At 72.5% G+C, this 25,437-nt stretch carries 19 protein-coding genes; 15 read left to right on the top strand and 4 right to left on the bottom strand.

Annotation, left to right across the window (positions count from 1 at the left end):
• Positions 1 to 589: 589 nt before the first annotated feature.
• The 5 genes from ACRAKJ_RS27470 (at position 590) to ACRAKJ_RS27450 (ending at position 9,720) form a co-directional block, all read left to right on the top strand.
• Positions 590 to 1,936 (top strand): cellulose binding domain-containing protein, encoded by a 1,347-nt coding sequence (locus ACRAKJ_RS27470; protein WP_438926102.1) that lies wholly within the window; start codon positions 590 to 592, stop codon positions 1,934 to 1,936.
• Between the two features lie 308 nt (positions 1,937 to 2,244).
• A complete protein-coding gene (locus ACRAKJ_RS27465; protein ID WP_447008718.1) occupies positions 2,245 to 3,822 on the top strand; it encodes a glycoside hydrolase family 27 protein in 1,578 nt (525 codons plus the stop codon).
• A 200-nt stretch (positions 3,823 to 4,022) separates the two neighbouring features.
• Complete coding sequence (locus tag ACRAKJ_RS27460; RefSeq protein ID WP_438926104.1) at positions 4,023 to 5,357, top strand: glycoside hydrolase family 6 protein; 1,335 nt, start codon at positions 4,023 to 4,025, stop codon at positions 5,355 to 5,357.
• Positions 5,358 to 5,444: 87 nt separating this feature from the next.
• Positions 5,445 to 6,821, top strand: coding sequence for a family 43 glycosylhydrolase (locus ACRAKJ_RS27455; RefSeq protein WP_438926105.1), 1,377 nt, complete (start codon positions 5,445 to 5,447; stop codon positions 6,819 to 6,821).
• Between the two features lie 46 nt (positions 6,822 to 6,867).
• Complete coding sequence (locus ACRAKJ_RS27450; protein WP_447008717.1) at positions 6,868 to 9,720, top strand: glycosyl hydrolase family 95 catalytic domain-containing protein; 2,853 nt, start codon at positions 6,868 to 6,870, stop codon at positions 9,718 to 9,720.
• Between the two features lie 53 nt (positions 9,721 to 9,773).
• On the opposite strand, the gene ACRAKJ_RS27445 is transcribed toward ACRAKJ_RS27450, so the two are convergent.
• Positions 9,774 to 11,069 carry a cellulose binding domain-containing protein gene (locus tag ACRAKJ_RS27445; protein WP_438925693.1) on the bottom strand — a complete coding sequence of 432 codons (1,296 nt, stop codon included), beginning with the start codon at positions 11,067 to 11,069 and terminating at the stop codon, positions 9,774 to 9,776.
• A 689-nt stretch (positions 11,070 to 11,758) separates the two neighbouring features.
• On the opposite strand from ACRAKJ_RS27445, the gene ACRAKJ_RS27440 reads away from it, so the two are divergent.
• From ACRAKJ_RS27440 to ACRAKJ_RS27415, 6 genes are all read left to right on the top strand, one after another.
• Complete coding sequence (locus tag ACRAKJ_RS27440) at positions 11,759 to 13,027, top strand: extracellular solute-binding protein (protein ID WP_438925692.1); 1,269 nt, start codon at positions 11,759 to 11,761, stop codon at positions 13,025 to 13,027.
• The gene (locus tag ACRAKJ_RS27435; protein ID WP_438925691.1) at positions 13,024 to 13,983 is read left to right on the top strand and encodes an ABC transporter permease subunit; all 960 of its coding nucleotides are present in this window, start codon (positions 13,024 to 13,026) and stop codon (positions 13,981 to 13,983) included. Before ACRAKJ_RS27440 ends, ACRAKJ_RS27435 begins: the two co-directional genes overlap by 4 nt.
• Positions 13,980 to 14,828: an ABC transporter permease subunit gene (locus tag ACRAKJ_RS27430; protein ID WP_438925690.1), complete on the top strand. Its 849-nt coding sequence runs from the start codon at positions 13,980 to 13,982 to the stop codon at positions 14,826 to 14,828. Before ACRAKJ_RS27435 ends, ACRAKJ_RS27430 begins: the two co-directional genes overlap by 4 nt.
• 26 nt (positions 14,829 to 14,854) lie before the next feature.
• On the top strand, positions 14,855 to 16,408 hold the full coding sequence (locus ACRAKJ_RS27425; RefSeq protein WP_438925689.1) for a family 43 glycosylhydrolase: 1,554 nt from the start codon (positions 14,855 to 14,857) through the stop codon (positions 16,406 to 16,408).
• Positions 16,409 to 16,725: 317 nt separating this feature from the next.
• Positions 16,726 to 18,072 carry an endo-1,4-beta-xylanase gene (locus ACRAKJ_RS27420; protein WP_438925688.1) on the top strand — a complete coding sequence of 449 codons (1,347 nt, stop codon included), beginning with the start codon at positions 16,726 to 16,728 and terminating at the stop codon, positions 18,070 to 18,072.
• Positions 18,073 to 18,154: 82 nt separating this feature from the next.
• Positions 18,155 to 19,186: a LacI family DNA-binding transcriptional regulator gene (locus ACRAKJ_RS27415; RefSeq protein ID WP_447008716.1), complete on the top strand. Its 1,032-nt coding sequence runs from the start codon at positions 18,155 to 18,157 to the stop codon at positions 19,184 to 19,186.
• Here ACRAKJ_RS27415 and ACRAKJ_RS27410 read toward each other — a convergent pair.
• Positions 19,179 to 20,156 (bottom strand): PaaX family transcriptional regulator C-terminal domain-containing protein, encoded by a 978-nt coding sequence (locus ACRAKJ_RS27410; RefSeq protein WP_438925687.1) that lies wholly within the window; start codon positions 20,154 to 20,156, stop codon positions 19,179 to 19,181. The two genes, ACRAKJ_RS27415 and ACRAKJ_RS27410, sit on opposite strands and share 8 nt — an antisense overlap.
• A gap of 352 nt (positions 20,157 to 20,508) precedes the next feature.
• Between ACRAKJ_RS27410 and ACRAKJ_RS27405 the strand changes: the two genes are divergently transcribed.
• The 4 genes from ACRAKJ_RS27405 to ACRAKJ_RS27390 all read left to right on the top strand — a co-directional run bounded on the left by ACRAKJ_RS27405 (position 20,509) and on the right by ACRAKJ_RS27390 (position 23,900).
• Positions 20,509 to 21,843: an extracellular catalytic domain type 1 short-chain-length polyhydroxyalkanoate depolymerase gene (locus tag ACRAKJ_RS27405; RefSeq protein ID WP_438925686.1), complete on the top strand. Its 1,335-nt coding sequence runs from the start codon at positions 20,509 to 20,511 to the stop codon at positions 21,841 to 21,843.
• A gap of 126 nt (positions 21,844 to 21,969) precedes the next feature.
• Positions 21,970 to 22,644: an arsenate reductase/protein-tyrosine-phosphatase family protein gene (locus ACRAKJ_RS27400; RefSeq protein ID WP_438925685.1), complete on the top strand. Its 675-nt coding sequence runs from the start codon at positions 21,970 to 21,972 to the stop codon at positions 22,642 to 22,644.
• Between the two features lie 84 nt (positions 22,645 to 22,728).
• Positions 22,729 to 23,430 (top strand): aquaporin, encoded by a 702-nt coding sequence (locus ACRAKJ_RS27395; RefSeq protein ID WP_438925684.1) that lies wholly within the window; start codon positions 22,729 to 22,731, stop codon positions 23,428 to 23,430.
• Positions 23,427 to 23,900, top strand: a complete 474-nt coding sequence (locus tag ACRAKJ_RS27390) for an arsenate reductase/protein-tyrosine-phosphatase family protein (RefSeq protein ID WP_438925683.1) — start codon at positions 23,427 to 23,429, stop codon at positions 23,898 to 23,900. Before ACRAKJ_RS27395 ends, ACRAKJ_RS27390 begins: the two co-directional genes overlap by 4 nt.
• A gap of 120 nt (positions 23,901 to 24,020) precedes the next feature.
• On the opposite strand, the gene ACRAKJ_RS27385 is transcribed toward ACRAKJ_RS27390, so the two are convergent.
• Complete coding sequence (locus ACRAKJ_RS27385) at positions 24,021 to 24,521, bottom strand: CAP family protein (protein ID WP_438925682.1); 501 nt, start codon at positions 24,519 to 24,521, stop codon at positions 24,021 to 24,023.
• Positions 24,522 to 24,541: 20 nt separating this feature from the next.
• The gene (locus tag ACRAKJ_RS27380; RefSeq protein ID WP_438925681.1) at positions 24,542 to 25,219 is read right to left on the bottom strand and encodes a hypothetical protein; all 678 of its coding nucleotides are present in this window, start codon (positions 25,217 to 25,219) and stop codon (positions 24,542 to 24,544) included.
• Positions 25,220 to 25,437: the final 218 nt, after the last annotated feature.

Raw genomic sequence — 25,437 nt, 5'->3', positions numbered from 1 at the left:
ATGCGGCGGCACCTTCCGGGGACACCCGACCGGGTCGGGCGTGCGCGGGCACGAACAGGTCGACCCAGCGCTCGGAGAGGTCCTCCGCACACCGTGACGGCCCGGTGACCGGCAGTGTGCCAGGTGTTTGTTCACGCTCACAAGATGTCATCGAAAGACAAAGTGGCCTGACTGCTCTGAACGGAGTCCGGCTGCGAAATGTTTCGTTCCACCTGGGGTGATGTCGTCGAGTCGATCGATTTTTTCGGCCTCAGCGGGCCAATTAGCTAAAGTTAGCGCTAACACGTTTAGCTTTGACGCGCCGTGTTCGCCTGGTTACATTGCTGGCTGTCGGGACGCCTGTCCGGTCCCGGCGCCTCCCGGCCAGCCGGCTCCGCCAGGTCGACCGACCGTCAACGACGACGTGGGAGAACCCGATGCGCACGCGCACGTCGAGCACCCGCCGCCCCGCCGCGGCGGCGACCGCGACGCGGGACCCCGACCGGCGGGCGGCACGACGCTCTCCCGTCGGCCGGTGCCCCTGGCGGGACGCGGCCACCCTCCGGCGTCGTCACCCTCCACCGGCCTGAACGGCAGAAGGAGTCGTGTGATGTCCAAGCTGAGAACCCTCGGGGCCGTCATCGCGGCCGCGACGCTCCTGGCGGGCGGCCTGGCGCTGAGCGCCGGCCCCGGCGCGGCGGCACCCACCGAGATCGGCACCCTGGCGACGACCGCCGGGTGCGGCAAGGCGCCGACGCTGCGGAACGGGACGCAGACCGTCCAGGTCGGCGGCCGGAGCCGGACCTTCATCCTGCGCATCCCGGACAACTACGCCAACACCAGGGCGTACCGGCTGATCCTCGCCTTCCACTGGTGGGGCGGCACGGCGAACGAGGTCGCGTCCGGCGGGAGCAGCGGCACGCCCTGGGCCTACTACGGGCAGCAGGAGCAGTCGAACAACAGCGCGATCCTCATCGCCCCCCAGGGCATCGACAACGCCTGGCCCAACACCGGCGAGCAGGACACCGCGTTCGTCGACGAGCTGCTCAGGCGGGTCGAGGCCGACCTCTGCGTCGACACCGCGCTGCGCTTCGCGACCGGGTTCAGCTACGGCGGCGGCATGAGCTACGCGCTGGCCTGCGGCCGGGCCACCGTCTTCCGCGCGGTGGCGGTGTTCTCGGGCGCGCAGCTGAGCGGCTGCAACGGCGGCACGCAGCCCGTCGCCTACATGGGCATCCACGGCCTCGGCGACACGGTGCTCAACATCTCCCAGGGACGGTCGCTGCGCGACAGGTTCGTCCGCAACAACGGCTGCACCGCCACCACCCCGCGCGAACCCGCGGCGGGCAGCCTGACGCACATCACCACCACCTACACCGGCTGCCGGGCGGGGTACCCGGTGGTGTGGGCCGCGTTCGACGGCGGCCACCTGCCGGGCGCCGTGGACGGGTGCGCCTGCGAGAACGGCGTCAGGACGTGGACCAAGGGCGAGGTCTGGCGGTTCTTCTCCCAGTTCGAGGGAACCCCGCCGGGCAGCACGACGATCACCACCACGACGACCACCACGACCGGCACGACGACGACCACGACCGGCACGACGACGACCACGACCACCACGACCACGACCCCGCCGGGCGACGCCTCCTGCCGGGTGTCCGACACGATCAACGCCTGGAGCGGCGGACTGACGTCGGAGATCACCGTCACCAACACCGGCACGTCGCCGATCCGCGGCTGGTCGCTGGTGTTCACCCTGCCGGGCGGGCAGACCATCACCTCGGGCTGGAACGCGGCGTACTCCCCGTCGTCCGGCCAGGTGACGGCGAGGAACGCCTCCTACAACGGCGACATCGCCCCGAACGCGTCGGTGGGCATCGGCTTCCAGGCCACGCACACCGGCGACACGGGTGAGCCCGCGTCGTTCACGCTCAACGGCGCGGCCTGCGCGGTCGCCTGACCCCACCACCTGCGAGGCCGGGGGCGCCCTGTCCCCGGCCTCGCAGGCGTGCGCTCGCCCGGCCGTCGCCACGGCATGTTCACGTTCACAAAAATCTGCTCGACAACCACCGGTGAAAGTGCTCCACCCGGGGTCCTGCGGTTCGCCGAGCTAAAGTTAGCGCTCACACATTTAGCGCTTTGCGCAATTGACGGCCCCGTACCGCGCGGTTACGTTGACCTGGAGCCGACCTCCTCCGCCGGGGCCCGGCCCACCGCCGCCGCGGGTGAGCGGCAGGAGCGCCCTCTCGACGACGAGCAGGAGGCACCGTGCGTGGAGTCGCCGCCACCCCGCCGCTGGGCTGGAACAGCTACGACTCGTTCAACTGGAACGTCACCGAGGCGCAGGTCAAGGCCAACGCCGACTACATGCGCGACAACCTCCGGCAGCACGGGTGGCAGTACGTCGTCGTCGACTGGGCCTGGTACCGCCCCGGCAGCGGCACGGGCGCGCCGAGCCAGGACGCGAACCTCCGGCCCAGGCTGCGCACGGACGCGGGCGGCCTGCTGCTGCCCGACACCACCCGCTTCCCCTCCGCCGCGGGCGGCAACGGGTTCCGGCCGCTGGCCGACTACGTCCACGCCCAGGGCCTGAAGTTCGGCGTGCACCTCATGCGCGGCGTCCCGCGCCAGGTGGTCGCCGACGACCTCCCCGTGCCGGGCACGGCCTGCCGCGCGAACGAGGTCGACGACGGCACCACCGCGGCGTGGCTGAACCTGAACTGGGGCCTGGACATGGCCAACCCGTGCGCGCAGGCGTACCTGGACGCCCAGTTCGCGCTGCTCGCCTCGTGGGGCGTGGACTACGTCAAGGTCGACGACATCGCCGCGCCGACCTACCGGCGGGCCGAGGTCGAGGGCTACGGGCTGGCGATCCGGCGCAGCGGTCGCCCGATGGTGCTCAGCCTCTCGCCCGGCCCGACCTCGACCGGCAACGGCGCGCACGTCGCGGCCAACGCCCACCTGTGGCGGATCGTCAACGACCTGTGGGACGACTGGTCCGGGTTGGACGCCCTGTTCGAGCGCCTGCACGCCTGGACGCCGCACCGCGCGCCCGGCGCGTGGCCCGACCCGGACATGATCCCGATCGGGCACCTGTCCCAGCAGGGACCCGTGGGCCCGCCGCGCTACTCCAACCTCACCCCCGACGAGCAGCGCACCCTGATGACCCTGTGGTCCATCACCCGCTCACCGCTGATGTGGGGCGGCGACCTGACGCGGAACAGGCCGAGCGAACTGGCGCTGATGACCAACGCCGCGGTCCTCGCCGTCGACCAGCACAGCACCGGCAACCGGCAGCTCTTCGCCGGCACGCACACCGCCTGGACGGCGGACGCGCCCGGCGGTCGGGACCGGTACGTCGCGCTGTTCAACCGGGGTGGCGGCACGTCGACCGTGTCGCTCGCGCTCGCCGAGCTGGGGATCGGTTCGGCCGACGTGGTCGACCTGTGGTCGGGCGCGGGCCTGGGCGTGGTGAGCGGCACGCTGTCCCGGTCGCTGCCCGCGCACGGCTCCGGCCTCTACCGGCTCACGCCGCGCACGACCGTGCCCGTGCCCGCCGCGGAGACCTTCACCGCGCAGCACGGCGACGAGGTCGTCGACGTGCGCGACGCCCCGGCGGTGGACGGCGGCGACGTCGTCCGGTCGGCGCCCGACGGCCGCGCCGCCCGGTCGGCGCCCGACGGCCGCGCCGCCCGGCGCCGGCGGGTCCGCGACGTCGGCGGCGGCCACCACGAGGTCGTCGACGCGGGCAGCGGCACGTGCGTGGACGTGCGGACGGTCCGGCTAAAGGCGGTGGCATTACCTTTAGCATTCCCGATAATTGACCCCATCCGGGCTCCTGGCTAGATTGATCCGGAGCCGAATTCCTTTCCGCAGGTGCGGGAACCACCGTGATCCACCACCGGGGACATTCGGCGACCGCTCGTCTGGGAGCGCTCCCGGAGCGGATCTGCCCTTATCGCGACACAGCAACGACGCTGCGAGGACATGGGATGAGAACAACGAACCCGACGCGCGACACCGGCACTTCGGCGGGAGGCGGTCCCGTGCGGCGCAGGAAACGGGCCGCGTCCGCGTCCGTGCTCTCGATCGCCCTCGTGGCCGGGGCGGCAGTCCTGGCCACGAGCGGCGGCACGACCGCCCAGGCGGCCGATTCACCTTTCTACGTCGACCCGTCCACCTCCAGCGCGAAGTGGGTCGCCGCCAACGCGGGCGACTCGCGGGCGGCCGTCATCCGCGACCGCATCGCCTCGGTCCCGCAGGCGCGGTGGTTCACCACCACCAACACCTCGTCGGTCCGCTCGGAGATCAGCTCCTTCGTCGGCGCGGCGGCCTCGGCGGGGAAGATCCCGATCCTGGTGGTCTACAACATCCCCAACCGCGACTGCGGCGGCGCGAGCGGCGGCGGCGCGCCCTCGCACCAGGCGTACCGGGCCTGGGTGGACGAGGTCGCGGCGGGGCTGGCCGGTCGCCCGGCGACGATCGTGCTGGAGCCCGACGTGCTGCCGATCATGAGCAACTGCCAGAACGCGGACCAGCAGAGCCAGACCAGGGCGTCGATGGCCTACGCGGGCAAGAAGCTCAAGTCCGGCTCCGGGCAGGCCAAGGTGTACTACGACATCGGCAACTCCGCGTGGCTGAGCCCGTCGGAGGCCGCCAACCGGTTGCGCGCCGCGGACATCTCGAACAGCGCCGACGGCATCGCCAGCAACGTGTCGAACTACCGCAGCACCCCCGACGAGGTGGCCTACACCAAGAACATCCTCAACGCCCTGGGCGACAGCCGGCTCAAGGCCGTCATCGACACCAGCCGCAACGGCAACGGCCCGCTGGGCGAGGAGTGGTGCGACCCGGCCGGGCGCGCGATCGGCACGCCCAGCACCACCAGCACGGGCGACGCCAGGATCGAGGCGTTCCTGTGGGTCAAGCTGCCCGGCGAGTCGGACGGCTGCATCGGGCCGGCCGGCCAGTTCGTGCCGCAGCGCGCCTACGAGCTGGCGATGGCGGCGGGCCCGACGTCGACCACCACCAGCACCACGACCACGACGACCACCACGGGCACCAACCCGGGTGGCGGCTGCGCGGTGGCCCACCGCGTGGTCAGCCAGTGGACGGGCGGGTACACCGGCGAGATCGTGATCACCAACCGGGGACCGGCGGTCACCGGCTGGACCCTCGCGTTCTCGGCACCCGGCGTGTCCGTCACGCAGGGCTGGAACGGGACGTGGACCGACGCGGGTGACGCGGTCCGCGTCGTCAACACGTCCTGGAACGGCGCCCTCGCGTCCGGCGGTCAGGTGACCGTCGGCTACAACGCGAACTACAGCGGGACGACGCCCCCGTTCTCCGCGCCGTCGTTGAACGGGACCGCTTGCGCCTGATGTCGTGACCAGCCCTGCCGCGGTCCCCCGTCCGAACGCTGTCGCCTCCTCCGGACGGGGGACCGCACCCAGACCCCGGAGGCCCCCGTGACACGCACCCGATCCACCCTGCGACGCGTCCTCGCCTGGACCGCGTCGGCCCTGTGCCTCGCGGCGCTGCTCCCCGCGGCGGCCCGGGCGGACAACCCGATCGTGCAGCACGTCTACACCGCCGACCCCGCGCCCCTGGTGCACAACGGGCGCCTCTACCTCTACACCGGCCACGACGAGGACGGCGCCACCTACTTCACCATGAAGGACTGGCGCGTCTGGTCCACCACCGACATGGTCAACTGGACCGACCACGGCTCGCCGATGAGCCTGAGCACGTTCTCCTGGGCCAGCAGGGACGCCTGGGCGGGGCAGACGATCGAGCGCAACGGCAAGTTCTACTGGTACGTGCCCGTGGTCAACCGCGCCACCAACCGGATGGCCATCGGCGTCGGCGTCTCCGACAGCCCCACCGGGCCCTTCCGCGACGCCCTCGGCCGGCCGCTGGTCGAGAACGGCGAGATCGACCCCTCCGTCATGATCGACGACAACGGTCAGGCGTACCTCTACTGGGGCAACCCGAACCTCTGGTACGTCCGCCTCAACGCCGACATGACCAGCTTCTCCGGCAGCCCCACCCAGATCCCGCTCACCACCGCCGGCTTCGGCACCCGCACCGGCAACGCGAGCAGGCCCACCCTCTACGAGGAAGCGCCCTGGGTCTACAAGCGCAACGGCCTGTACTACAACGTCTTCGCCGCGAAGTGCTGCTCGGAGTTCATCGCCTACTCGACGGCCACCTCGCCCACGGGGCCGTGGACCTACCGCGGCACCGTCATGCCCACGCAGGGCAGCAGTTTCACCAACCACGCCGGTGTCGTCGACTACAAGAACAACTCCTACTTCTTCTACCACAACGGCGCGCTGCCGGGCGGCGGCGGCTACGCCCGCTCCGTCGCGGTGGAGCGGTTCGCCTACAACGCCGACGGCACCATCCCGACGCTGAACATGACCACCGGCGGCCCGCCGCCCGTGGACGTGCTGAACCCCTACACCCGCCAGGAGGCCGAGACCGTCGCCTGGGGCAGCGGCATCGAGACGGAACCCGCCGGCGAGGGCGGCATGAACATCGGCTACCTGGAGAACGGCGACTGGACCAAGGTGCGCAACGTCGCCTTCGGCAACGGCGCGGCGACCCTCACCGCCCGCGTCGCCTCCGGGACGTCCGGCGGCGCGCTGGAGGTCCGCACCGGCGGCCCGACCGGGACCGTCGTGGGCCGTTGCACCGTCCCCGGCACCGGCGGCTGGCAGAACTGGACCACCGTCTCGTGCCCGGTCAGCGGCCTGTCCGGCACCCAGGACGTGCACTTCCGGTTCACCGGGGGCAGCGGCTACCTGTTCAACGTCAACTGGTGGCAGTTCACGCCCAGGTAGCCCAGCGACCCCCGGAGCACGACCACCGCCGGCTGAAGGAGACGGGATGTCCGACCTCACCCGAAGGCAGATGCTCAGGTACGGGGCGGCGGGTGTCGGGGCCGCGCTGACCACCGCGTCGTGGACCGCCGCCCCCGGCGCGGGCGCCGCCGCGCCGCCCGAGGTGGGCGACCTCGCCCTGTGGTACGACGAACCCGCCGGCGCGGACTGGCTGCGCGCGCTGCCGATCGGCAACGGCAGGATGGGCGCGATGGTGTTCGGCAACACCGACACCGAGCGGTTGCAGCTCAACGAGGACACGGTGTGGGCGGGCGGCCCGCACGACTACACCAACACCCGGGGCGCGGCGGCGCTGCCCGAGATCCGGCGGCTGGTGTTCGCCGACCAGTGGACCCGGGCGCAGGACCTGATCAACCAGGCGATGCTGGGCAGCCCGGCCGCGCAGCTCGCCTACCAGCCCGTGGGCGACCTCCGGTTGGCGTTGCCGGCCGCCACCCCGACCGGCTACCAGCGGTGGCTCGACCTGACCACCGCCACCGCCGGCGTCACCTACACCGCGAACGGCGTGCGGTACCGGCGCGAGGTGTTCGCCAGCGCCCCGGACCAGGTCGTCGTCGTGCGGCTGACGGCGGGCACGCCCGGCTCGGTGTCGTTCACCGCGTCGTTCGGCACGCCGCAGCGCGCCTCGTCGTCCAGCCCGGACGGCACGACGATCGCCCTGGAGGGCGTGTCCGGGGACATGCGCGGCATCCCCGGCTCCGTCCGGTTCCTCGCGCTGGCCCGGGTGCTCGCCGAGGGCGGCACGACCAGCTCCTCCGGCGGTTCGCTGCGGGTGGCCAACGCGGACACGGTCACGCTGCTGATCTCCATCGGCACCAGCTACGTCGACTTCCGCACCGTCGACGGCGACCACCAGGGCCTCGCCCGCACCCGCCTCGCCGCGGCGCAGGGCCAGTCGTTCGCCGCGCTGCGCGCCCGGCACGTCTCCGACCACCAGGCGCTGTTCGGGCGGGTCGCCCTCGACCTCGGCCGCACGGCCGCCGCCGACCAGACCACCGACGTGCGCATCGCCCAGCACAACAGCACCAGCGACCCGCAGCTGTCGACGCTGCTGTTCCAGTACGGCCGCTACCTGCTGATCGCCTCCTCCCGCCCGGGCACCCAGCCGGCGAACCTCCAGGGCATCTGGAACGACTCGATGACCCCGGCGTGGGAGTCCAAGTACACGATCAACGCCAACCTGCCGATGAACTACTGGCCGGCGAACACCACCAACCTCGCCGAGTGCCACCAGCCGGTGTTCCGGATGATCGAGGACCTGGTGGTGACCGGGACCCGGACCGCGCAGGCCCAGTACGGCGCGCGCGGCTGGGTCACCCACCACAACACGGACGCCTGGCGCGGGTCGTCCGTGGTGGACGGTGCCCTGTGGGGCATGTGGCAGACCGGCGGCGCGTGGCTGGCCACGCTCGTCTGGGACCACTACCGGTTCACCGGCGACGTGGAGTTCCTGCGGAGGTACTACCCGGCGCTCAAGGGCGCCGCGCAGTTCTTCCTCGACACCCTGGTCGTCGAACCGACCTTCGGCACGCTGGTGACCAACCCGTCCAACTCGCCCGAGCTGCCGCACCACGCCAACGCCAGCGTGTGCGCGGGGCCCACGATGGACATGCAGGTCCTGCGCGACCTGTTCGACGGCTGCGCCGCCGCCTCCGAGGTGCTGGGCGTGGACGCCGAGTTCCGCGGCCAGGTCCGGTCGACGCGGCAGCGGCTGGCGCCGATGAGGATCGGGTCGCGGGGCAACGTCCAGGAGTGGCTGCACGACTGGGTGGAGACCGAGCCGCAGCACCGGCACGTCTCCCACCTCTACGGCCTGCACCCGAGCAACCAGATCACCAAGCGCGGCACCCCGGACCTGTTCGCCGCCGCCCGCCGCACGTTGCAGCTGCGCGGCGACGCGGGCACCGGCTGGTCCCTCGCCTGGAAGATCAACTACTGGGCGCGGCTGGAGGAGGGCGGCCGGGCGCACGACCTCGTCCGCTCCCTGGTGACCACCGAGCGCCTGGCGCCCAACATGTTCGACCTGCACCCGCCGTTCCAGGTCGACGGCAACTTCGGGGCCACCTCGGGGATCGCGGAGATGCTGCTGCACAGCCACGACGGGGAGCTGCACGTGCTGCCCGCGCTGCCGCCGGCCTGGCCCGCGGGCAGCGTGACCGGCCTGCGCGGGCGCGGCGGCCACACCGTCGGCGCGACGTGGGCCGGCGGTCGGAACACCGAGCTGACCGTCACCCCCGACCGCACCGGCGCCGTCCGGGTGCGCAGCCGCCTGTTCACCGGCGCGTTCACCCTGCTCGACACCACCACCGGCACGGCCGTGCAGCCGGCCCGCCCCGAGCCCGACGTGGTCGAGTTCACCGCCCAGGCGGGCCGCGCCTACCGGGCGACCGGCCAGGGCGGGACCGACCCGGTGGTCGAGGTCGGCGTGGACTACCGGCTGGTCGCCCAGCACAGCGGCAAGTTCGCCGACATCAGCGGCGCGTCCACCGCGGCCGGGGCGCTGCTGACCCAGTGGTCCGCGACCGGCGGCGCCAACCAGCGGTTCGACTTCCTCGACTCCGGCGGCGGGTACTACCGCGTGCGGGCCCGGCACAGCGGCCTGGTGCTCCAGCCGGCGGGCACCGGGACGGGCGCCGACGTGGCGCAGCGGGCGGACGGGAACACGACGGCCCAGCAGTGGCGGGTGGTGGACCAGGGCGGCGGTGTCGTCAGCCTGGTCAACCGCGCCGGCGGGCTCGCGCTGGACGTGTGGTCGGCGTCCACGGCGGACGGCGCGCGCATCTCGCAGTGGACCGTCACCGGGGCGGCGAACCAGCGCTTCCAGCTCCAGCGCGCCTGACGCGCCTCAGGGGCCCGGGCGGTGCGCCCGGGCCCCTGAGGCGGTGGAGCGGGTCAGAAGTTCTTCTTGGCCACGACCCACGGGTACCGGGACGCGAGGCCGGACGGGTCGAGGACGTAGCTCCGGGCGGTCTGGTTGCCGTTGAGGACCATGTCGAGGAACTGGACGACCGTGGTCATGCCCTCGGTCACCTGGGCGCCGGTGATGAAGCCGCCGTGCCCGGCCTGCGGGTGCTCGGCCAGCACGGCGGGCACGGTGACCAGGCCGTAGTTGGCCCGCGTGTTGTCGTAGGCGATGTCGGACGGGCCCCCGTCCATGAACAGCACCGGCGCGTGCAGCTTGCCCAGCTCGGCGCGCGAGTAGCCGAAGGAGCCGTCGGCGAAGAGGCCGCTGTCCAGCGACACGGTCGCGTCGACCCGGGCGTCCTGGGCGGCGATGAGGGCCTCGATGCCGCCGCACGAGTGGCCCGCGGTGGCGACCCTGGTCAGGTCGAGCTGCTGCCGCAGCGCCGCCCCGGAGCGGTTCTGCTCGCGCTCGGCCCAGCCGATCGCGTCGGTCAGCAGGGACGGGATCGGCGACCCGCTGGGCACCCCGTTGGGGGAGCCGTTGGCCGACCCGGTGTCGACCACGACGAAGCCCTTGGAGGCGATGAACGTCAGGATGCGGGTGACCTCGCTGTTGTCGGTGTGCGCGCACGCGCCGTTGCCGAAGGCCACGACGGGCAGCGCGCGGCCGACGGCCTGCGGGTTCGAGGGGCGGAACACCGTGTAGCGGTTGTCGCCGTAGGCGCCCTCCCGGGTGACCGCGAAGTTGTTCTCCACGGCGGGGCGGTTCGGCGGCGTCGTGGTGGTCGTGGTGGTGGTGGTCGTCGTGGTCGTCGTGGTCGTGCTCGTGGTCGTGGTGCTCGTCGGGGTGGTGGAGCCGGTGCACGCCACGCCGTTGAGCGTGAACACCGCCGGGGGCGTCGGGCGGGCCCCGGAGGTGCCGTTGAAGCCGAACGACACCGCGGCACCGGTGGCGACGGAGCCGTTCCAGGCGGCGTTGGTCGCCGTCACCCGGGCGCCGGACTGGGTGTGGGTCCCGTTCCACGACTGGGTGATGCGCTCGTCGCCGGCGAACGACCAGGAGAGCTGCCACCCGTTCACCGGGTCGCCCAGGTTCGTCACGACCACGTTCGCGCCGAACCCGCCCGGCCACTCCGAGGAGACGGCGTAGTCGGCCCGGCAGCCGGCGGCGGCGGACGCGGACTGCGCCCCGACCAGTGCCACCGCCGTGGTGGTCAGCGCCAGCGCGACGCCGACCGCCGCCGTTCGCCGGGCGAGTGGATCGATTCCGTGCACGGTGATCACGTCTCCTTCGGAGGTGGGCCGGTCCGGGGTGGGGCCGGGTCCGCCGACCGGGCACGCGGTGGCCACCCGAGTCCGAACCATGGCTGTTAGCGCTAACAAACCAGGGATTCGCGCTCTTTTGCGCAAGCGGGTGCGATGAGGCGTCGGCATCGCCGTCGGAGGGACGTCCGCCGCGTCCATAAGACTGTGGAGGATTGCGCACAGCGGGTCAAGAGATGACGAAAATGTTTCGCCGAGGTAAGTCTCGTGCGAATAGCTAAAGTTAACGCAAACATCTTTAGCTGGGCGTCGGCGTTGACCGCCCGGCGGAGCCGCGGTTACCTTTCGCGCGGTGGGGCCGGAGAAGACCTGGTGCCGGGCGGGTCGGGCCCGATCCCGGCGGAATTGCGCGGACCGCACCGCCGGGGCCTGCGCCGCGCCGTGTTCCACCTTTGTTTCGGTGAATGGCGTCCGGTCGCCGCCTTCGGCGACGCCGCTGGTGGGCGCGTGATCCCCGCGGATTCCCGAGACCCGTCCTTGACGGCCGGTGTGACGCGCCTTACGGTCGTGAGCGCTAACAATCGGAGTTGGAAGCGAAACTTTCGGCCGCTGAGGTGGGTGCCGCTCGACGCGGTGCCCGCCGGAACTCCCGGCCACCCAGGAACCCGCGCGGCCACGTGCCGCTTGGCCGCACACGTTGGAGAAGCGTCGTGACCTTCCGCCCGCCCCTGCTGCTCGCCGCCGCCGCGGCCCTCGCCCTGATCACCGCCTGCACGCCGGGCGGCGGAGGGGGCGGGGGCGGGGACGGCAAGTCCTTCGACTTCTGGTCGTTCTCCGCCATCAACCAGAAGGCGTCCGTGGACGCCTACCGGGAGAAGCACCCGGACATCGAGATCAAGCTGACCGAGGTGGGCACCTCGACCGAGACCGCCCAGGCGCTGACGACGGCGCTGGCCGGCGGCAAGGTGCCGGACCTGGTGCTCATCCAGGGCGACAACCTGCCGCAGTTCGTGCAGCAGCCGCAGAACTTCGTCGACCTGCGCACCCTCGGCGCCGATGACCTGAAGGGCGACTACCTGGACTGGGTGATGACGCAGAGCGTCGCCAAGGACGGCGAGGTGCTCGGCATCCCCACCGACGTCGGCGGCATGGCCGTGGCCTACCGCACCGACCTGTTCGCCGCCGCCGGGCTGCCCACCGACCGGGAGGCGGTGAGCGCCCTGTGGCCGACGTGGGACGCGTTCATCGAGACCGGGAAGCGCTACAAGCAGGCCACCGGCAAGGCGTTCACCGACAACGCGGCCACCAGCGTGTTCTACCAGGCCGTCAACCAGGTCTCGGAGAAGTACTACAGCGAGGACCGCAAGCCGGTCTACGACAGCAACCCGCAGGTGAGGACGGCGTTCGACCTCGGCATCAAGGCGGCCACCGCCGGGATCACCGCCGGGCAGTCGTCGTTCGAGAGCGCGTGGAGCGCCGGCATGGCGCAGGGCGCCTACGCGGCCGTGTCCGCGCCGTCGTGGATGCTCAACTCGATCCGCAGCACCGCGCCCGACACCGCCGGCAAGTGGGACATCGCCCGCATCCCGGGCGGCTCGGGCAACTGGGGCGGCAGCTACCTCGCCATCCCCAAGCGCGCGCAGAACCCCCAGGCCGCCTGGGAGTACATCAAGGAGATGCAGTCCCCGCAGGGGCAGCTGGAGCACTTCGGCCGGTCCGGCGCCCTGCCGTCCACGCCCTCGGTCTACCAGGACGCCAAGGTCGCCGAGGCGACCGACCCGTTCTTCTCCGGCGCGCCGACCGGCAAGATCTACACCGACGCGCTGCTGGAGCTCAAGCCGTTCTACATCGGTCCCGACAGCGCGACCATCGGCCAGGAGTTCCTCAACTCGATCACCAACGTCGAGCAGAGCGGCGGCGACCCGGCCACCGCGTGGGACGACGCGGTGCGCAACATCAAGACCGCCATCGGCGGGTGAGCGCGGTGGCCATCGTGCTCACCCCGACACCACCGGTCGCGCCGCCGCCCCTCGCCCCCCGGACCGCCCGGGGGCTGGGGGAGCGCCTGTCGGCGTACGGCTACATCGCGCCGTTCTTCGTGCTCTTCGCGGTGTTCGGCCTGTTCCCGTTCGCCTTCACGTTCTACGTCGCGCTGTTCGACTGGAACCCCATCGGCGACCAGGTGTTCATCGGCGCGGACAACTTCACCCGCATGTTCGCCGACCCGCGGTTCTGGAACGCCGCGGGCAACACGGTGAGCATCTGGTTCCTGTCCACCGTGCCGCAGCTCGTGCTGGCCCTCGTGCTGGCGCACGTGCTCAACCACGCCCGGCTGCGGTTCGCGCTGTTCTTCCGGATGTCGATGCTGGTCCCGTACGTCACCTCGGTGGCGGCCACCGCGATCGTGTTCGCGCAGCTCTTCGACCGCGACTACGGTCTGCTCAACTGGCTGCTGGGGCTGGTCGGCGTGTCGCCGGTCGACTTCGTCCAGTCCACCTGGGGCAGCCACCTCCTCATCGCCACGATGGTGACGTGGCGGTGGTTCGGCTACACCACCCTGCTCTACCTCGCCTCGCTTCAGTCGGTGCCCCGCTCGGTGTTCGAGGCCGCGGCCATCGACGGCGCGGGCCCGTGGCAGCGGTTCCGCCACATCACCGTGCCGTCGCTGCGACCGGTGATCATCTTCACCGTGGTCACCTCGACCATCGGCGGCCTCCAGGTCTTCACCGAGCCGCTGCTGATCGCCTCGGGCGCACCGCTGACGTGCGGGGCGGTGCGGCAGTGCCAGACGTTGACGCTGTTCCTCTACGAGCAGGGCTTCGGGCAGTTCGAGTTCGGCTACGGCTCGGCGATCGGCGTCGCGCTGTTCGCCATGGTCGTGGTGATCGCCGCGGTCAACTACCTGCTGTCCACCCGGATCAAGGCGGACCGATGACGACCACCGCGCCGCGCCGGCGGCACCCGGGCCGGGTCCGGTGGTGGACCTACCTGCTGCTGGCGGTGGCCACCGTCGCGTGCCTGTTCCCGCTGTACTGGATGTTCATCGTCGCCACCACGGACACCGCGACGGCCACGCGGATGCCGCCCGAGGTCGTGCCCGGTGACAACTTCCTGCACCTCCTGGGGCTGGTCCTGGAGACGGTGCCGTTCGTGCAGGCGCTGCTCAACAGCCTGGCCGTGGCCACCGCCATCGGGGTGGGCCAGGCGGTGCTGTGCGCGCTGGCCGGGTTCGCCTTCGCCAAGCTGAGCTTCCCGGGCCGCAACACCCTGTTCCTGGTCGTCGTGCTCACCATGACCGTGCCCACCCAACTGTCCGTCATCCCGCAGTACATGATCATGTCGTGGCTGGGCTGGGTGGACACCCTCCAGGCCCTCGTGGTGCCCGGTCTGGCCAGCGCGTTCGGCATCTTCTGGATGCGCCAGCACATCACGGCGACGATCAGCGACGAACTGGTGCAGGCCGCCACGATCGACGGCGCGAACACGTGGCAGGTGTTCTGGCGCATCGCGTTCCCCATCGTGCGGCCGGCCGCGTTCGTGCTCGGCCTGTTCGGGTTCGTCACCGCGTGGAACGACTTCCTCTGGCCGTTCATCGTGCTCAAGTCACCCGAGCGCTACACCGCCCAGATCGCCATCAAGGCGCTCCAGAACAGCTACGACGTGGACCTCGGGCTCGCCATGTCCGGCTCGTTCCTGGCCACCGTCCCCCTCGTGGTCCTGTTCGTGGTCGTCGGCCGCCGCATGGTCGCCGGCATCCTCGACGGCGCCTTCAAGGGCTGAAACCCCCCCGCACGACAAGGGAAGACATGACGTCACCGAGAACCGAAGCGCCGTTCTACGACAACCCGGTGATCCCGGGGTTCCACCCGGACCCGAGCGTGTGCCGGGTCGGCGAGGACTACTACCTCGTGTGCTCCAGCTTCGAGTACTTCCCGGGCGTGCCGATCTTCCACAGCCGCGACTTGGTGCACTGGCGGCAGATCGGCAACGTCCTGGACCGGCCCTCCCAGCTCCCGCTGCCGCCCGACGCGGCGGCCTCCGACGGCATCTACGCGCCCACGATCCGGCACCACGACGGCCGGTTCTGGATGATCACCACGAACGTGTCGAGCGGCGGCAACTTCCTCGTCACCGCCGAGCGGCCCGAGGGCCCGTGGTCGGACCCGGTGTGGGTGGACCTGCCGGGCATCGACCCCGACCTGGTCTGGGACGAGGACGGCAACTGCTGGTGCGCCTTCGCCGGCGCGCACGGGGCGGAGTTCTTCGGCGTGCAGGTCGCCCGCGTCGACCCGGGGTCGGGGAAGGTGCTGGAGGGGCCGCTGCCCGCCTGGGAGGGCACCGGGTTGCAGTGGCCGGAGGCCCCGCACCTGTACCGCGTGGGGGAGTGGTGGTACCTGCTGATCGCGGAGGGCGGCACCGAGCGCGGCCACACCGTCGCCGTGGCGCGGGCGCGCTCGCTGCACGGCCCCTGGGAACCCGCGCCGCACAACCCGGTCCTGACCCACCGCGGCACCAACCGCCCGGTCCAGAGCACCGGCCACGCCGACCTCGTCACCACCCCGGACGGCGAGTGGTGGATGGTCCTGCTGGCCACCCGCCCGCGCGGCTACAGCCCGAACTTCCACGTGCTGGGCCGGGAAACCTTCCTCACCCCCGTGCGGTGGGAGGACGGCTGGCCGCGCGTGGGTCCCGTGGAGCTGCGGGAACGCGCGCCGGGCGCGCCGCGACCGCTGGAACCGGCCCCGCGACGCGACGACTTCGACGACCCCGAGCCCGACCCCCGGTGGATCTCGCCCCGGTCGCGCCCGGACGGCTCGTGGTCGCTGACCGAGCGGCCGGGGTGGCTGACCCTGCACGCCACCGGCCCCACGCTGGACCGGCCGGGCGCCACCTTCTTCGGCCGCCGCCAGCAGCACCAGGAGAGCCGGACCGCCGTCCTCCTCGACCCGGGCTCCGGGCGCGCGGGCCTGTCGGTGCGCCTGGACGAGGCGCACCACTACGACCTGGAGGTCGCCGACGGGCAGGTCGGCGTCGTCGCGCGCATCGGACCGCTGCGCCAGAGCACGGCCACGCGCCCGGTGCCGCCGGGACCGGTCACCCTCGTGATCACCACCCGCCTGGACCGGCAGTCGCCACCGGGCGACGGGGAGCCCGCGGGCCTGCACGTGGCCGCGCCCGACTACGTCGCCTTCCACGTCGGGGACGACCCGGAGCCGCTGGCCGAGCTGGACGGCAGGTACCTGTCCACCGAGGTCGCCACCGGCTTCACCGGCCGGGTGATCGGCGTGTACGCCGTCGAGGGCACCGCGTGGTTCGACTGGTTCGAGCACGGTCCGCACGACGATTCGACGCCGGCTTGAGGACCTGCTCAAGAGCCTGCGCAAGGCAAGAGTTGCGCACGAAGTTTCGAATATTTTCGATACTTCTGCATCGGTTTTGATGGTGTTTCCCCTGGTTGAGCGCGTAGTTCTGGGGCTGGATCAGGGACGGATGGGTTCAGGCATGTGAAATTGGGGCTTGATCGGCCGATCTGTTTCGGTTAATACTCGTAAAGGTTTCAGAGCCAACAGCGGGTGGTGACGAGAGTCCTCGGCCACCCCGCACCGAGCGGGCCGCCAGCCGCTCCGACCCGTCCCCCACCCGCCCCCGTGCGGGTACTTCCTCAGAAAGCGCGAACATGAAGCTGACAGCGAAGTCGGTCTCACGAGCCGCACTCGTGTCCACACTGGTGGCCGCGGCCGCGGGTGCCGCGGTCCTCGTGGCGGCGCCCGCCAGCGGCGCCGCCTCCACGCTCGCCGCGGCGGCGCAGCAGAGCGGCCGGTACTTCGGCACGGCCGTGGCGGCGAACAAGCTCTCGGACTCGACCTACGTGGGCATCCTGAACCGCGAGTTCGACATGGTCACGGCCGAGAACGAGATGAAGATGGACGCGACCGAGCCGAACCGGGGGCAGTTCAGCTACGGCAACGCCGACCGGATCGTCAACCAGGCGCGCGGCCAGGGCAAGCGGGTGCGCGGGCACGCCCTGGCGTGGCACTCGCAGCAGCCCGGCTGGATGCAGTCCATGGAGGGCTCCACGCTGCGCCAGGCGATGCTCAACCACGTCACCCAGGTCGCCACGTACTACCGCGGCAAGATCTACGCCTGGGACGTCGTCAACGAGGCGTTCGCGGACGGCAGCTCCGGCGGCCGGCGCGACTCCAACCTCCAGCGCACCGGCAACGACTGGATCGAGGCCGCGTTCCGCGCGGCGCGCGCCGCCGACCCGGGCGCGAAGCTCTGCTACAACGACTACAACACCGACAACTGGTCGCACGCCAAGACCCAGGGCGTGTACCGGATGGTGCAGGACTTCAAGTCGCGCGGCGTGCCCATCGACTGCGTCGGCTTCCAGGCCCACTTCAACAGCGGCAACCCGGTGCCGAGCAACTACCACACCACGTTGCAGAACTTCGCCGCGCTCGGCGTGGACGTGCAGATCACCGAGCTGGACATCGAGGGCTCCGGGTCGACGCAGGCCCAGCAGTACCAGGGCGTCGTGCAGGCGTGCCTCTCGGTCGCCCGCTGCACCGGCATCACCGTGTGGGGCATCCGCGACACCGACTCGTGGCGCGCCTCCGGCACCCCGCTGCTGTTCGACGGCAGCGGCAACAAGAAGGCCGCGTACACGTCGGTCCTCAACGTCCTGAACAGCGGCTCGGGCACCAGCACCCCGACGACCACCGACCCGACCACCACCACCCCGCAGAACCCCGGCGGCAGCTGCACCGCGACGTACTCCGAGGGGCAGAAGTGGAGTGACCGCTTCAACGGCCAGGTCACCGTCTCGGGCACGGACAACTGGGTCGTCACGGTGACCGTCAGCTCGCCGCAGCGGATCATCGCCACCTGGAACACCACCGCCACGTGGGAGAGCGCCAACGTGATGACCGCGCGCCCCAACGGCACCGGCAACACGTTCGGCTTCACCGTCCAGCACGGCGGCAACTGGAACTGGCCCGTCCTCTCCTGCCGGGTCGGCTGACCCCGGTCGACGGGGGAGGGCCCGGGTGCCACCGGGCCCTCCCCCCGGCGGGCGGCTGCGCGTTCGAGCAGAGGGGACGGCGGTGGGGAACAGGATTCCCGGGGTGCCCGCGATGGCGGACGTGGCCCGGCTCGCCAACGTCTCGCACCAGACGGTGTCGCGGGTGCTCAACGGGCACCCGCACGTCCGCCAGCAGACGCGCCTGCGGGTCCGGGCGGCGATCGCCGAACTGGGCTACCGGCCCAGCGAGGTGGCCCGCGCCCTGGTGACGGGCCGTTCGCAGCTCATCGGGGTGGTGGCGCAGAACTCCACCCTGTACGGACCCGCCTCGCTGCTCGCGGCCATCGAGCAGGCGGCGGCCGAGGCCGGGTTCGTGGTGACCGCCCTGCGGGTGGACGTGCTCGACCCCGGGTCGGTGTCCCGGGCGCTGGAGTGGCACTACGGCCGGCAGGTGGCCGGCATCGTCGTCATCGCGCCCACCGCCCCGGTGCACGACGCGGTCGACGCCGTCCGGTCCGCGACGCCCCTGGTGATGGTGGACGGCGACCCGGGGCGCGCGACGCCGACGGTCACCGTCGACCAGGTGGCCGGCGCCGCTGCGGCGACCCGGCACCTGATCGACGCCGGTCACCGCGCCGTGTGGCACGTGTCCGGCCCGGAGGACTGGTTCGACAGCGCGGGCCGCGTGCGCGGCTGGCGGTCGGCCCTGGAGGCGGCGGGGCTGGAAGCGCCACCGGTCGTGCCGGGCGACTGGAGCGCCGCGTCCGGCTACCGCGCGGGCCGGGAACTGGCCCGCGTGCCCGACCTCACCGCCGTGTTCGCGGCGAACGACCACCTGGCGCTGGGCATCCTCCGGGCGATGCACGAGGCCGGCAGGCGGGTGCCGCACGACGTGAGCGTCGTCGGCTTCGACGACGTGCCCGAGGCCGCCCACTTCACCCCGCCGCTGACCACCGTCCGCCCCGACTTCGACGCCGTCGCCCGCGACGCCCTGGCCCTGCTGCTGGCCCAGACCGGCGGGGGCGGCGCGGGGGAGGACGGCGCGGGGGAGGTGCCGCGCAGCCGTGAGCCGACCCTCGTGGCGCGGGACAGCGTGCGCCCCCCGGCTACGTGACCGGGCTCGGCGCGGTCGCGTCCCGCCGACCGTCGAACAGGTCGGTGGTGGTGTGCGCCCGGATGTCGGTGAGCGGCTCGTCGGTGTACCGGCCCGCGACGGCCCGCACGTAGTCCTCGGCGGGGGCGGCGAGGTTGTCGTACACGGCCGCGAACAGCGCCCGGGCGGGTTCCCGGAGCCAGCCGGGCGGGAGCAGGCGGGCGGGCAGCCGCGGGTCGAGGTAGGGCAGGCGGCGGTAGGTGTCCATCACCTCGGTGCGGGCGCGGACCGCGTCGGCCCCGGTGACGCGGGCGGCGCGCACGTCGTCGAGCAGCGGGCCCCACCTGTCGATGAAGGTCTCGTACTGCCGGGCGATGGCCGCCGTGTCCCAGGCGTCGAGGGGGTCGCGGTGGATCACCGCGTCGAGTTCGACGTGCTTGGCGCGGAAGGCCGTCACGGCGCCGAAGGCGAGTTCGGCCAGGTGCTTCCTGGCCTGCTCGGTGAGGGCGTGCGGCGAGATCCACAGGCCGTCGTAGAGGGGCGCGTACCCGAGCCACCGCAGGCGCGTGCGCAGTTCCCGCCGCCGGGCGACCTCGTCCTGGGGGAGCGAGAAGGCGATCAGCGTCCAGTGCTCGTCCCACGCGCCCGCCTCGGCCGCGGAGGCGATCGACCGGCCGCCCGCGGACAGGACGGCCGCCGCGGACCGGGTCAGCCGGTAGGAGCTGTTGCGCCCCCGTTTGCTGCCCTCCAGCACGCCCCGGCGGGCGAGCCGGCTGATGGCCGTGCGGGCGCCGGCGCTGGTCACGCCGGCCTCGGCGAGCAGGGCCACGATGGCAGCCGACGGCAGCCAGGCCCGGGTGCGCAGCGTGTAGTCGGCGAGCAGCGTCACGGCGAGGCCCTGCGGGGAGTTGCCCGACTGCCGCCGGGGGAGCCGGACCTGCCCGGACCCGTCGTCCGGGAAGATCTCCTCGATGTCGTAAGGGCTCGTCACGGCGGCTCCGGCGGGGCTCGGGCGGGCGGTCGGCACCGACTGTAATCGGCCCGGCGCGTGGCGACCGGCGCGCGGCGCGCTCCCACCGACAGGCCACCGGCGGTGACCTCGGGCGGGTCCGGCAGCCGGTCGCGGTCGAACCGAGACAGTCGATTGACAGTTTTTCGGCCGGCGAGCAAGCTAACTGTCATACGACAGGTGGTCGGGTGCCGGGCACGCCGAGATCGGGCACCGCCGTCGACGCCGGTCCCCCGTCGGCGACCCGCGAGCGGGTCCGCGCCGCCGCACCGCGGGCCGCCCGCGCACCCCTCCACGGTCGTCCGACCGCGCGCGGAACAAAGGAGTCCCCCGCATGAAGATCACCCGAAGTCCCCTGCTCGCCGCGGCCGCGTCGCTGGCCGTGGCCGGCCTCGTGGCCACGGCGCCCGCACCCGCGTCCGCGGCGACGCTGACCGAGGTCACGGGGTTCGGCGCGAACCCGGGCGGGATGCGCATGCACGTCTACGTGCCGGACTCGCGCCCCGCCAACCCCGGGATCGTGGTGGCCATGCACGGCTGCGGCGGCTCCGGCCCCGGGTTCTACTCGGGCAGCGAGTTCGCCTCGCTGGCCGATCGGCACGGGTTCGTCGTCGTCTACCCCAGCGCCCAGCAGGAGGCGGGGTTCGGCAAGTGCTTCGACACCTGGTCGGACGCCGCCAAGCGGCGCGGCGGCGGCAGCGACCCGGTCTCCATCATCTCGATGGTCACCCACGTCCAGCAGCGCTACGGCGGTGACCCGAGCAGGGTCTTCGCCACCGGCTCGTCCTCCGGCGGCATGATGACCAACCACATGCTCGCCCTGTACCCGGACGTGTTCAAGGCCGGCGCCGCGTTCATGGGCGTGCCCTTCAACTGCTTCGCGAACGCCGCCGACTACCCGCCCGGCAACAGCCGCTGCACCGGCGGCGGCGGCGCGAACCGCACGCCGCAGCAGTGGGGCGACGCCGTCCGGCAGGCCAACCCCGGCTACACCGGGACCCGGCCGCGCGTCCAGCTCTGGCACGGCAGCGCCGACACCCTCGTGCCCTACTCGCTGCTCCAGGAGTCGGTCGAGCAGTGGACCGACGTGTTCGGCCTGAGCCAGACGCCGACGTCGAGCGACACCCCGCAGCCCAACTGGAACCGCCGCCGCTTCAACGACGCCTCCGGCACCACCCTCGTCGAGGCGTACAGCATCCAGGGCGCCGGGCACAGCCTCCCGTCCGCCGGCATGGCCGCGCGCGCCGTCGCGTTCTTCGGCCTGGACGGCACCGGCGGCCCCACCACGACGACCACGACCACCACGACCACCACTCCCACGACCACCACCACGACGACGACGCCGGGCACGGGCGCGTGCCGGGTCAGGAGCACGGTGAACGCCTGGAGCAGCGGTCTGACCGAGAGCATCACCATCACCAACACCGGCACCACCGCCGTCAACGGCTGGTCGCTGGCCTTCACCCTGCCGGGCGGGCAGACCATCACCTCCGGCTGGAACGCGAGCTACTCGCCCAACTCCGGGCAGGTGACCGCCCGCAACGCCGCCTACAACGGCGCGATCCCGCCGAACGGCTCGGTCGACATCGGCTTCCAGGCCAGTCACACCGGTGACACGGCCAAGCCGGCCTCCTTCACCCTCAACGGCGCGCCCTGCTCCACCGCCTGACCCCCTGGTCGAACCGCCATCCCCGCCCGACCGGGTGCCGTCCGACGACGGACCCGGCCGGGCGGTTCCCCGTGCGTCGTGCGCCCGACTTGACGAACGGCGAGACGGTCAACCACCATTGAGTCAATGAGCACTGACTGGCCTCCCGGTCTGGTGGCGCGGGCACGCCTGCACGCCGCGCTGGGCGAACCCGCGCGGCTGGCGGTCGTGGACCTGCTGCTGCTCGGCGACGCCTCGCCCAGCGAGGTCGGCCGGGAGCTGGGGCTGCCCAGCAACCTGCTGGCCCACCACGTGAAGCTGCTGGAGCAGGCGGGGCTGGTGCTGCGTTCGCGCTCGGAGGGCGACGCCCGCCGCACCTACCTGCGGCTGCGGACGGCGGCGCTGTCCGGCCTGGTGCCCTCGGGGGTGCGGCGGGCGTCGCGGGTGGTGTTCGTGTGCAGCCGCAACTCCGCGCGGTCGCAGCTGGCGGCGGCGCTGTGGGCCGCGCACAGCGGGGTGCCCGCCGCGTCGGCCGGCACGCGACCCGCCGAGCGGGTGCACCCCATGGCGGTGTCCACCGCGAAGGCGCACGGCCTGTCGCTGGGTCGCGCCCGCACCCACCACGTCGAGCAGGTGGTGCGCCCCGAAGACCTGGTGGTGGCGGTGTGCGACAGCGCGCACGAGGAACTCGACCCCGCCGACCGGCTGCACTGGTCCGTGCCCGACCCGGCCGCGGTCGGCACCGAGGACGCCTTCGACGCCGCCTACCGCGACCTGGCCGACCGGGTCGAGCGCCTGGTGCCCGCCGTCCGCGCCCCCTGACCCGCGCCCCCTGACCCGCACCGCCGCCCGGCTCGGCCCACCGCCGGCCCCGCAGCACCACCTCGTCCGAGAACGGAACCCCCGATGACGCGGCACGTGTTCCGCCCCCTGGTCGCCGAGTTCCTCGGCAGCCTCCTGCTCGCCGCGCTCGTGATCGGCTCCGGCATCGCCGCCCAGCGGCTCTCGCCCGACGACGTCGGCCTCCAGCTGCTGGAGAACGCCGCCGCGACCGCCGTGGGCCTGTACGCGCTCATCCTCGTCTTCGGACCGGTCAGCGGCGCGCACTTCAACCCGGCGGTGTCCCTGCTCGACGCCGTGCTCGGAGACCTGCCGTGGCGGCGCTTCGCGCTCTACGTCCCGGCCCAGGTCGCCGGGTGCGTGACGGGCGCGGTCCTGGCCAACGTGCTGTTCGACGCCGCCCCGGTCAGCATCTCCACCACCGACCGCGCCACCTGGTCGCACGGCCTCTCCGAGGTCGTGGCCACCCTCGGCCTGCTGCTGGTGATCTTCTCGCTGACCCGCTCCGGCCGCGCCGACCGCGCGCCCGCCGCCGTGGGCGCCTACATCGGCGCGGCGTACTTCTTCACCAGCTCCACCAGCTTCGCCAACCCGGCCATCACCGTCGGCCGGGTGTTCAGCGACAGCTTCGCCGGCATCGCCCCGACCTCCGTGCCCGCCTACGTGCTGGCGCAGCTCGTCGCGGTGGCGATCGCGGTCCCGCTGCTGCGCCTGCTGTACCCGGGACGCGTCGTGGCGCCCCGGCCCGACCACGAGGGAGCACGATGACCGACGCCACCAGCACCGATCCCGCCGCCCGTCCCGACGCGACCGCGCCGCACAAGCCGTCGGTGCTGTTCGTCTGCGTGCACAACGCGGGCCGCTCCCAGATGGCCGCCGCGTGGCTGTCCCACCTGGCCGGCGACCGGGTCGAGGTCCGCTCCGCCGGCTCGGCACCCGCCGACCGGGTCAACCCGGCGGTGGTCGAGGCGATGCGCGAGGTCGGCGTCGACATCTCCGCCGAGAGCCCCAAGGTGCTGACCCACGAGGCGGTGCGGGAGGCGGACGTCTGCGTGACCATGGGCTGCGGCGACGCCTGCCCGGTGTTCCCCGGCAAGCGCTACCTGGACTGGAAGCTCACCGACCCCGCCGGGCAGGGCGTCGAGGCCGTCCGACCGATCCGCGACGAGATCAAGGCGCTGGTCGAGGGCCTGCTCGCCGAGATCGCCCCGGCCGCCGCGCGCACCGCGGTCGAGTAGGGCCCCTCGGCCCAGCGGGACGGCGGGACGGCGGCGCGCGCGGCGACCGGGCGAGCGGGTGGGCACGGGCGGCGGCGCGCTCAGCGCGTCAGTGGCGCTCCCGGCACGTGCTCCCGGTCGTCACGCGGTCGGCGAGACGTTCGCCTGGTAGGCGCCCTCCATGTTCCCGGCGGGGGAGAAGACCAGGGCGATGTAGGTCTCGTACCAGTCGCCGCCCTTGCCGTACGCGCGGCCGGCGCCGACCCGGGCGCTGTCCTTCCACACGAGCTGGGTGAAGTGGCCGGTCTTGGAGGAGTCGGCGGGGGCGGGCAGGGCGAAGTCGTAGTCCTTGATCTCGCCGTACCAGCTGCCGGTCGCCCCGGTGGTCGCCGCCACGCCGGGCGCGGAGGACGCCTGCCAGGACAGGTTCTCCCCCAAGCCGGTCCGCAGCCCCGCGTGGCCGTGGTTGAGGTAGTTCTCGGTGGAGACCAGCGCGGCGCGGGACTTGGCGTACTCCACCAGTTCCGGGTCGAGCTGCACGGGGGCCGCGCCGTGCTTCGCGCGGTAGTCGTTGATGCTCTGCACGATGCCGTCCAGGAATTCCTGGTCGGTGTGGTCCGGGAACGCGGCTCTGGAGCCCATGGGGGTCTTCTTCCTCTTCTTCAGTTGTGCTGCCGCCGGACGACGATGTCGTCCGGGAATCGCGGGTCGATCTCGTGGTGGGTGTCGTACTGGCTGCTGAAACCGGCGACCCGCACGACCTGGCCCACCGCGAGACCGGAGAGGTCGATGCCGGCCTGGGTGTTGACGAAGATCGTCAGCTCACCCGAGCCGTCGTCGACGAAGAACTTGTACCCGTACTCCGCGTCCTGCGCCGGGGGGCGGGTGATCGTGGCGACCACGCGCACCAGCAGCCCTTCGGTGGCCTCGCCGACGGCACCGGTGGTCACCGGCTCCGGGCGGACCGCGGGACCCTTGCCGCGCACGCGGACCGCGGCCGGGTCGGCGGGCACGAGGACGCGCAGCCCGGCGCTGTCGCGCAGCACGCCGGTCACCCGGACGCGGTCGCGGGGCGCGACCCCCGCGTCGACCGCGGTGCTGACGTAGATCCCGGCGGAGCGGTCCTGGACCGCGAAGCCCTTGTCGAAGAAGCTGGACTCGAACGCGCCCGACGGGGTGGTGGCGGTGCCCTCGACCGTGACCACCGCGCCCAGCGGCGACGACCGGGCCTGCGCGATGGACACCACCTGGTGGGGTGCCTCGGCCTGGGCGGGCGGCGCGGCACCGGCGCAGGCGAGTGCCAGGACCAGCACCGCGACGGCGCGTTGGCGGGAAGACATGGGGGAGTGCTCCTCTCCGGATCGCCACCGCGCTCGCGGGCGCCGCCGAACGCCGGACCCCATCCGGAGTCCATTCGGGACGGTCGTGTGCGCGGGGTGCGGGTCGGCGCCGACGTCGTGCCGCCCCCGAGTGGTGTCGGCCCTCCCGTTCGCCGTGTTACCCCCGCGCAGCCGGTGGATCGAAGACGCACGACATGGCCCAGCCGAAGCGGTTCCGG

This window comes from Saccharothrix sp. DSM 118769, from assembly GCF_052936295.1.
The sequence above is the reverse complement of the archived record's forward strand: the minus strand, read 5'-3'. Positions and strand labels throughout refer to the sequence as shown.

Bases quoted from the DNA above. Each gene is read 5' to 3' on its own strand.
- ACRAKJ_RS27470 (WP_438926102.1), top strand. From the start codon at position 590: ATGTCCAAGCTGAGAACCCTCGGGGCCGTCATCGCGGCCGCGACGCTC.
- ACRAKJ_RS27450 (WP_447008717.1), top strand. From the start codon at position 6,868: ATGTCCGACCTCACCCGAAGGCAGATGCTCAGGTACGGGGCGGCGGGT.
- ACRAKJ_RS27430 (WP_438925690.1), top strand. From the start codon at position 13,980: ATGACGACCACCGCGCCGCGCCGGCGGCACCCGGGCCGGGTCCGGTGG.
- ACRAKJ_RS27425 (WP_438925689.1), top strand. From the start codon at position 14,855: ATGACGTCACCGAGAACCGAAGCGCCGTTCTACGACAACCCGGTGATC.
- ACRAKJ_RS27420 (WP_438925688.1), top strand. From the start codon at position 16,726: ATGAAGCTGACAGCGAAGTCGGTCTCACGAGCCGCACTCGTGTCCACA.
- ACRAKJ_RS27405 (WP_438925686.1), top strand. From the start codon at position 20,509: ATGAAGATCACCCGAAGTCCCCTGCTCGCCGCGGCCGCGTCGCTGGCC.
- ACRAKJ_RS27400 (WP_438925685.1), top strand. From the start codon at position 21,970: ATGAGCACTGACTGGCCTCCCGGTCTGGTGGCGCGGGCACGCCTGCAC.
- ACRAKJ_RS27395 (WP_438925684.1), top strand. From the start codon at position 22,729: ATGACGCGGCACGTGTTCCGCCCCCTGGTCGCCGAGTTCCTCGGCAGC.
- ACRAKJ_RS27390 (WP_438925683.1), top strand. From the start codon at position 23,427: ATGACCGACGCCACCAGCACCGATCCCGCCGCCCGTCCCGACGCGACC.
- ACRAKJ_RS27385 (WP_438925682.1), bottom strand. From the start codon at position 24,521: ATGGGCTCCAGAGCCGCGTTCCCGGACCACACCGACCAGGAATTCCTG.
- ACRAKJ_RS27380 (WP_438925681.1), bottom strand. From the start codon at position 25,219: ATGTCTTCCCGCCAACGCGCCGTCGCGGTGCTGGTCCTGGCACTCGCC.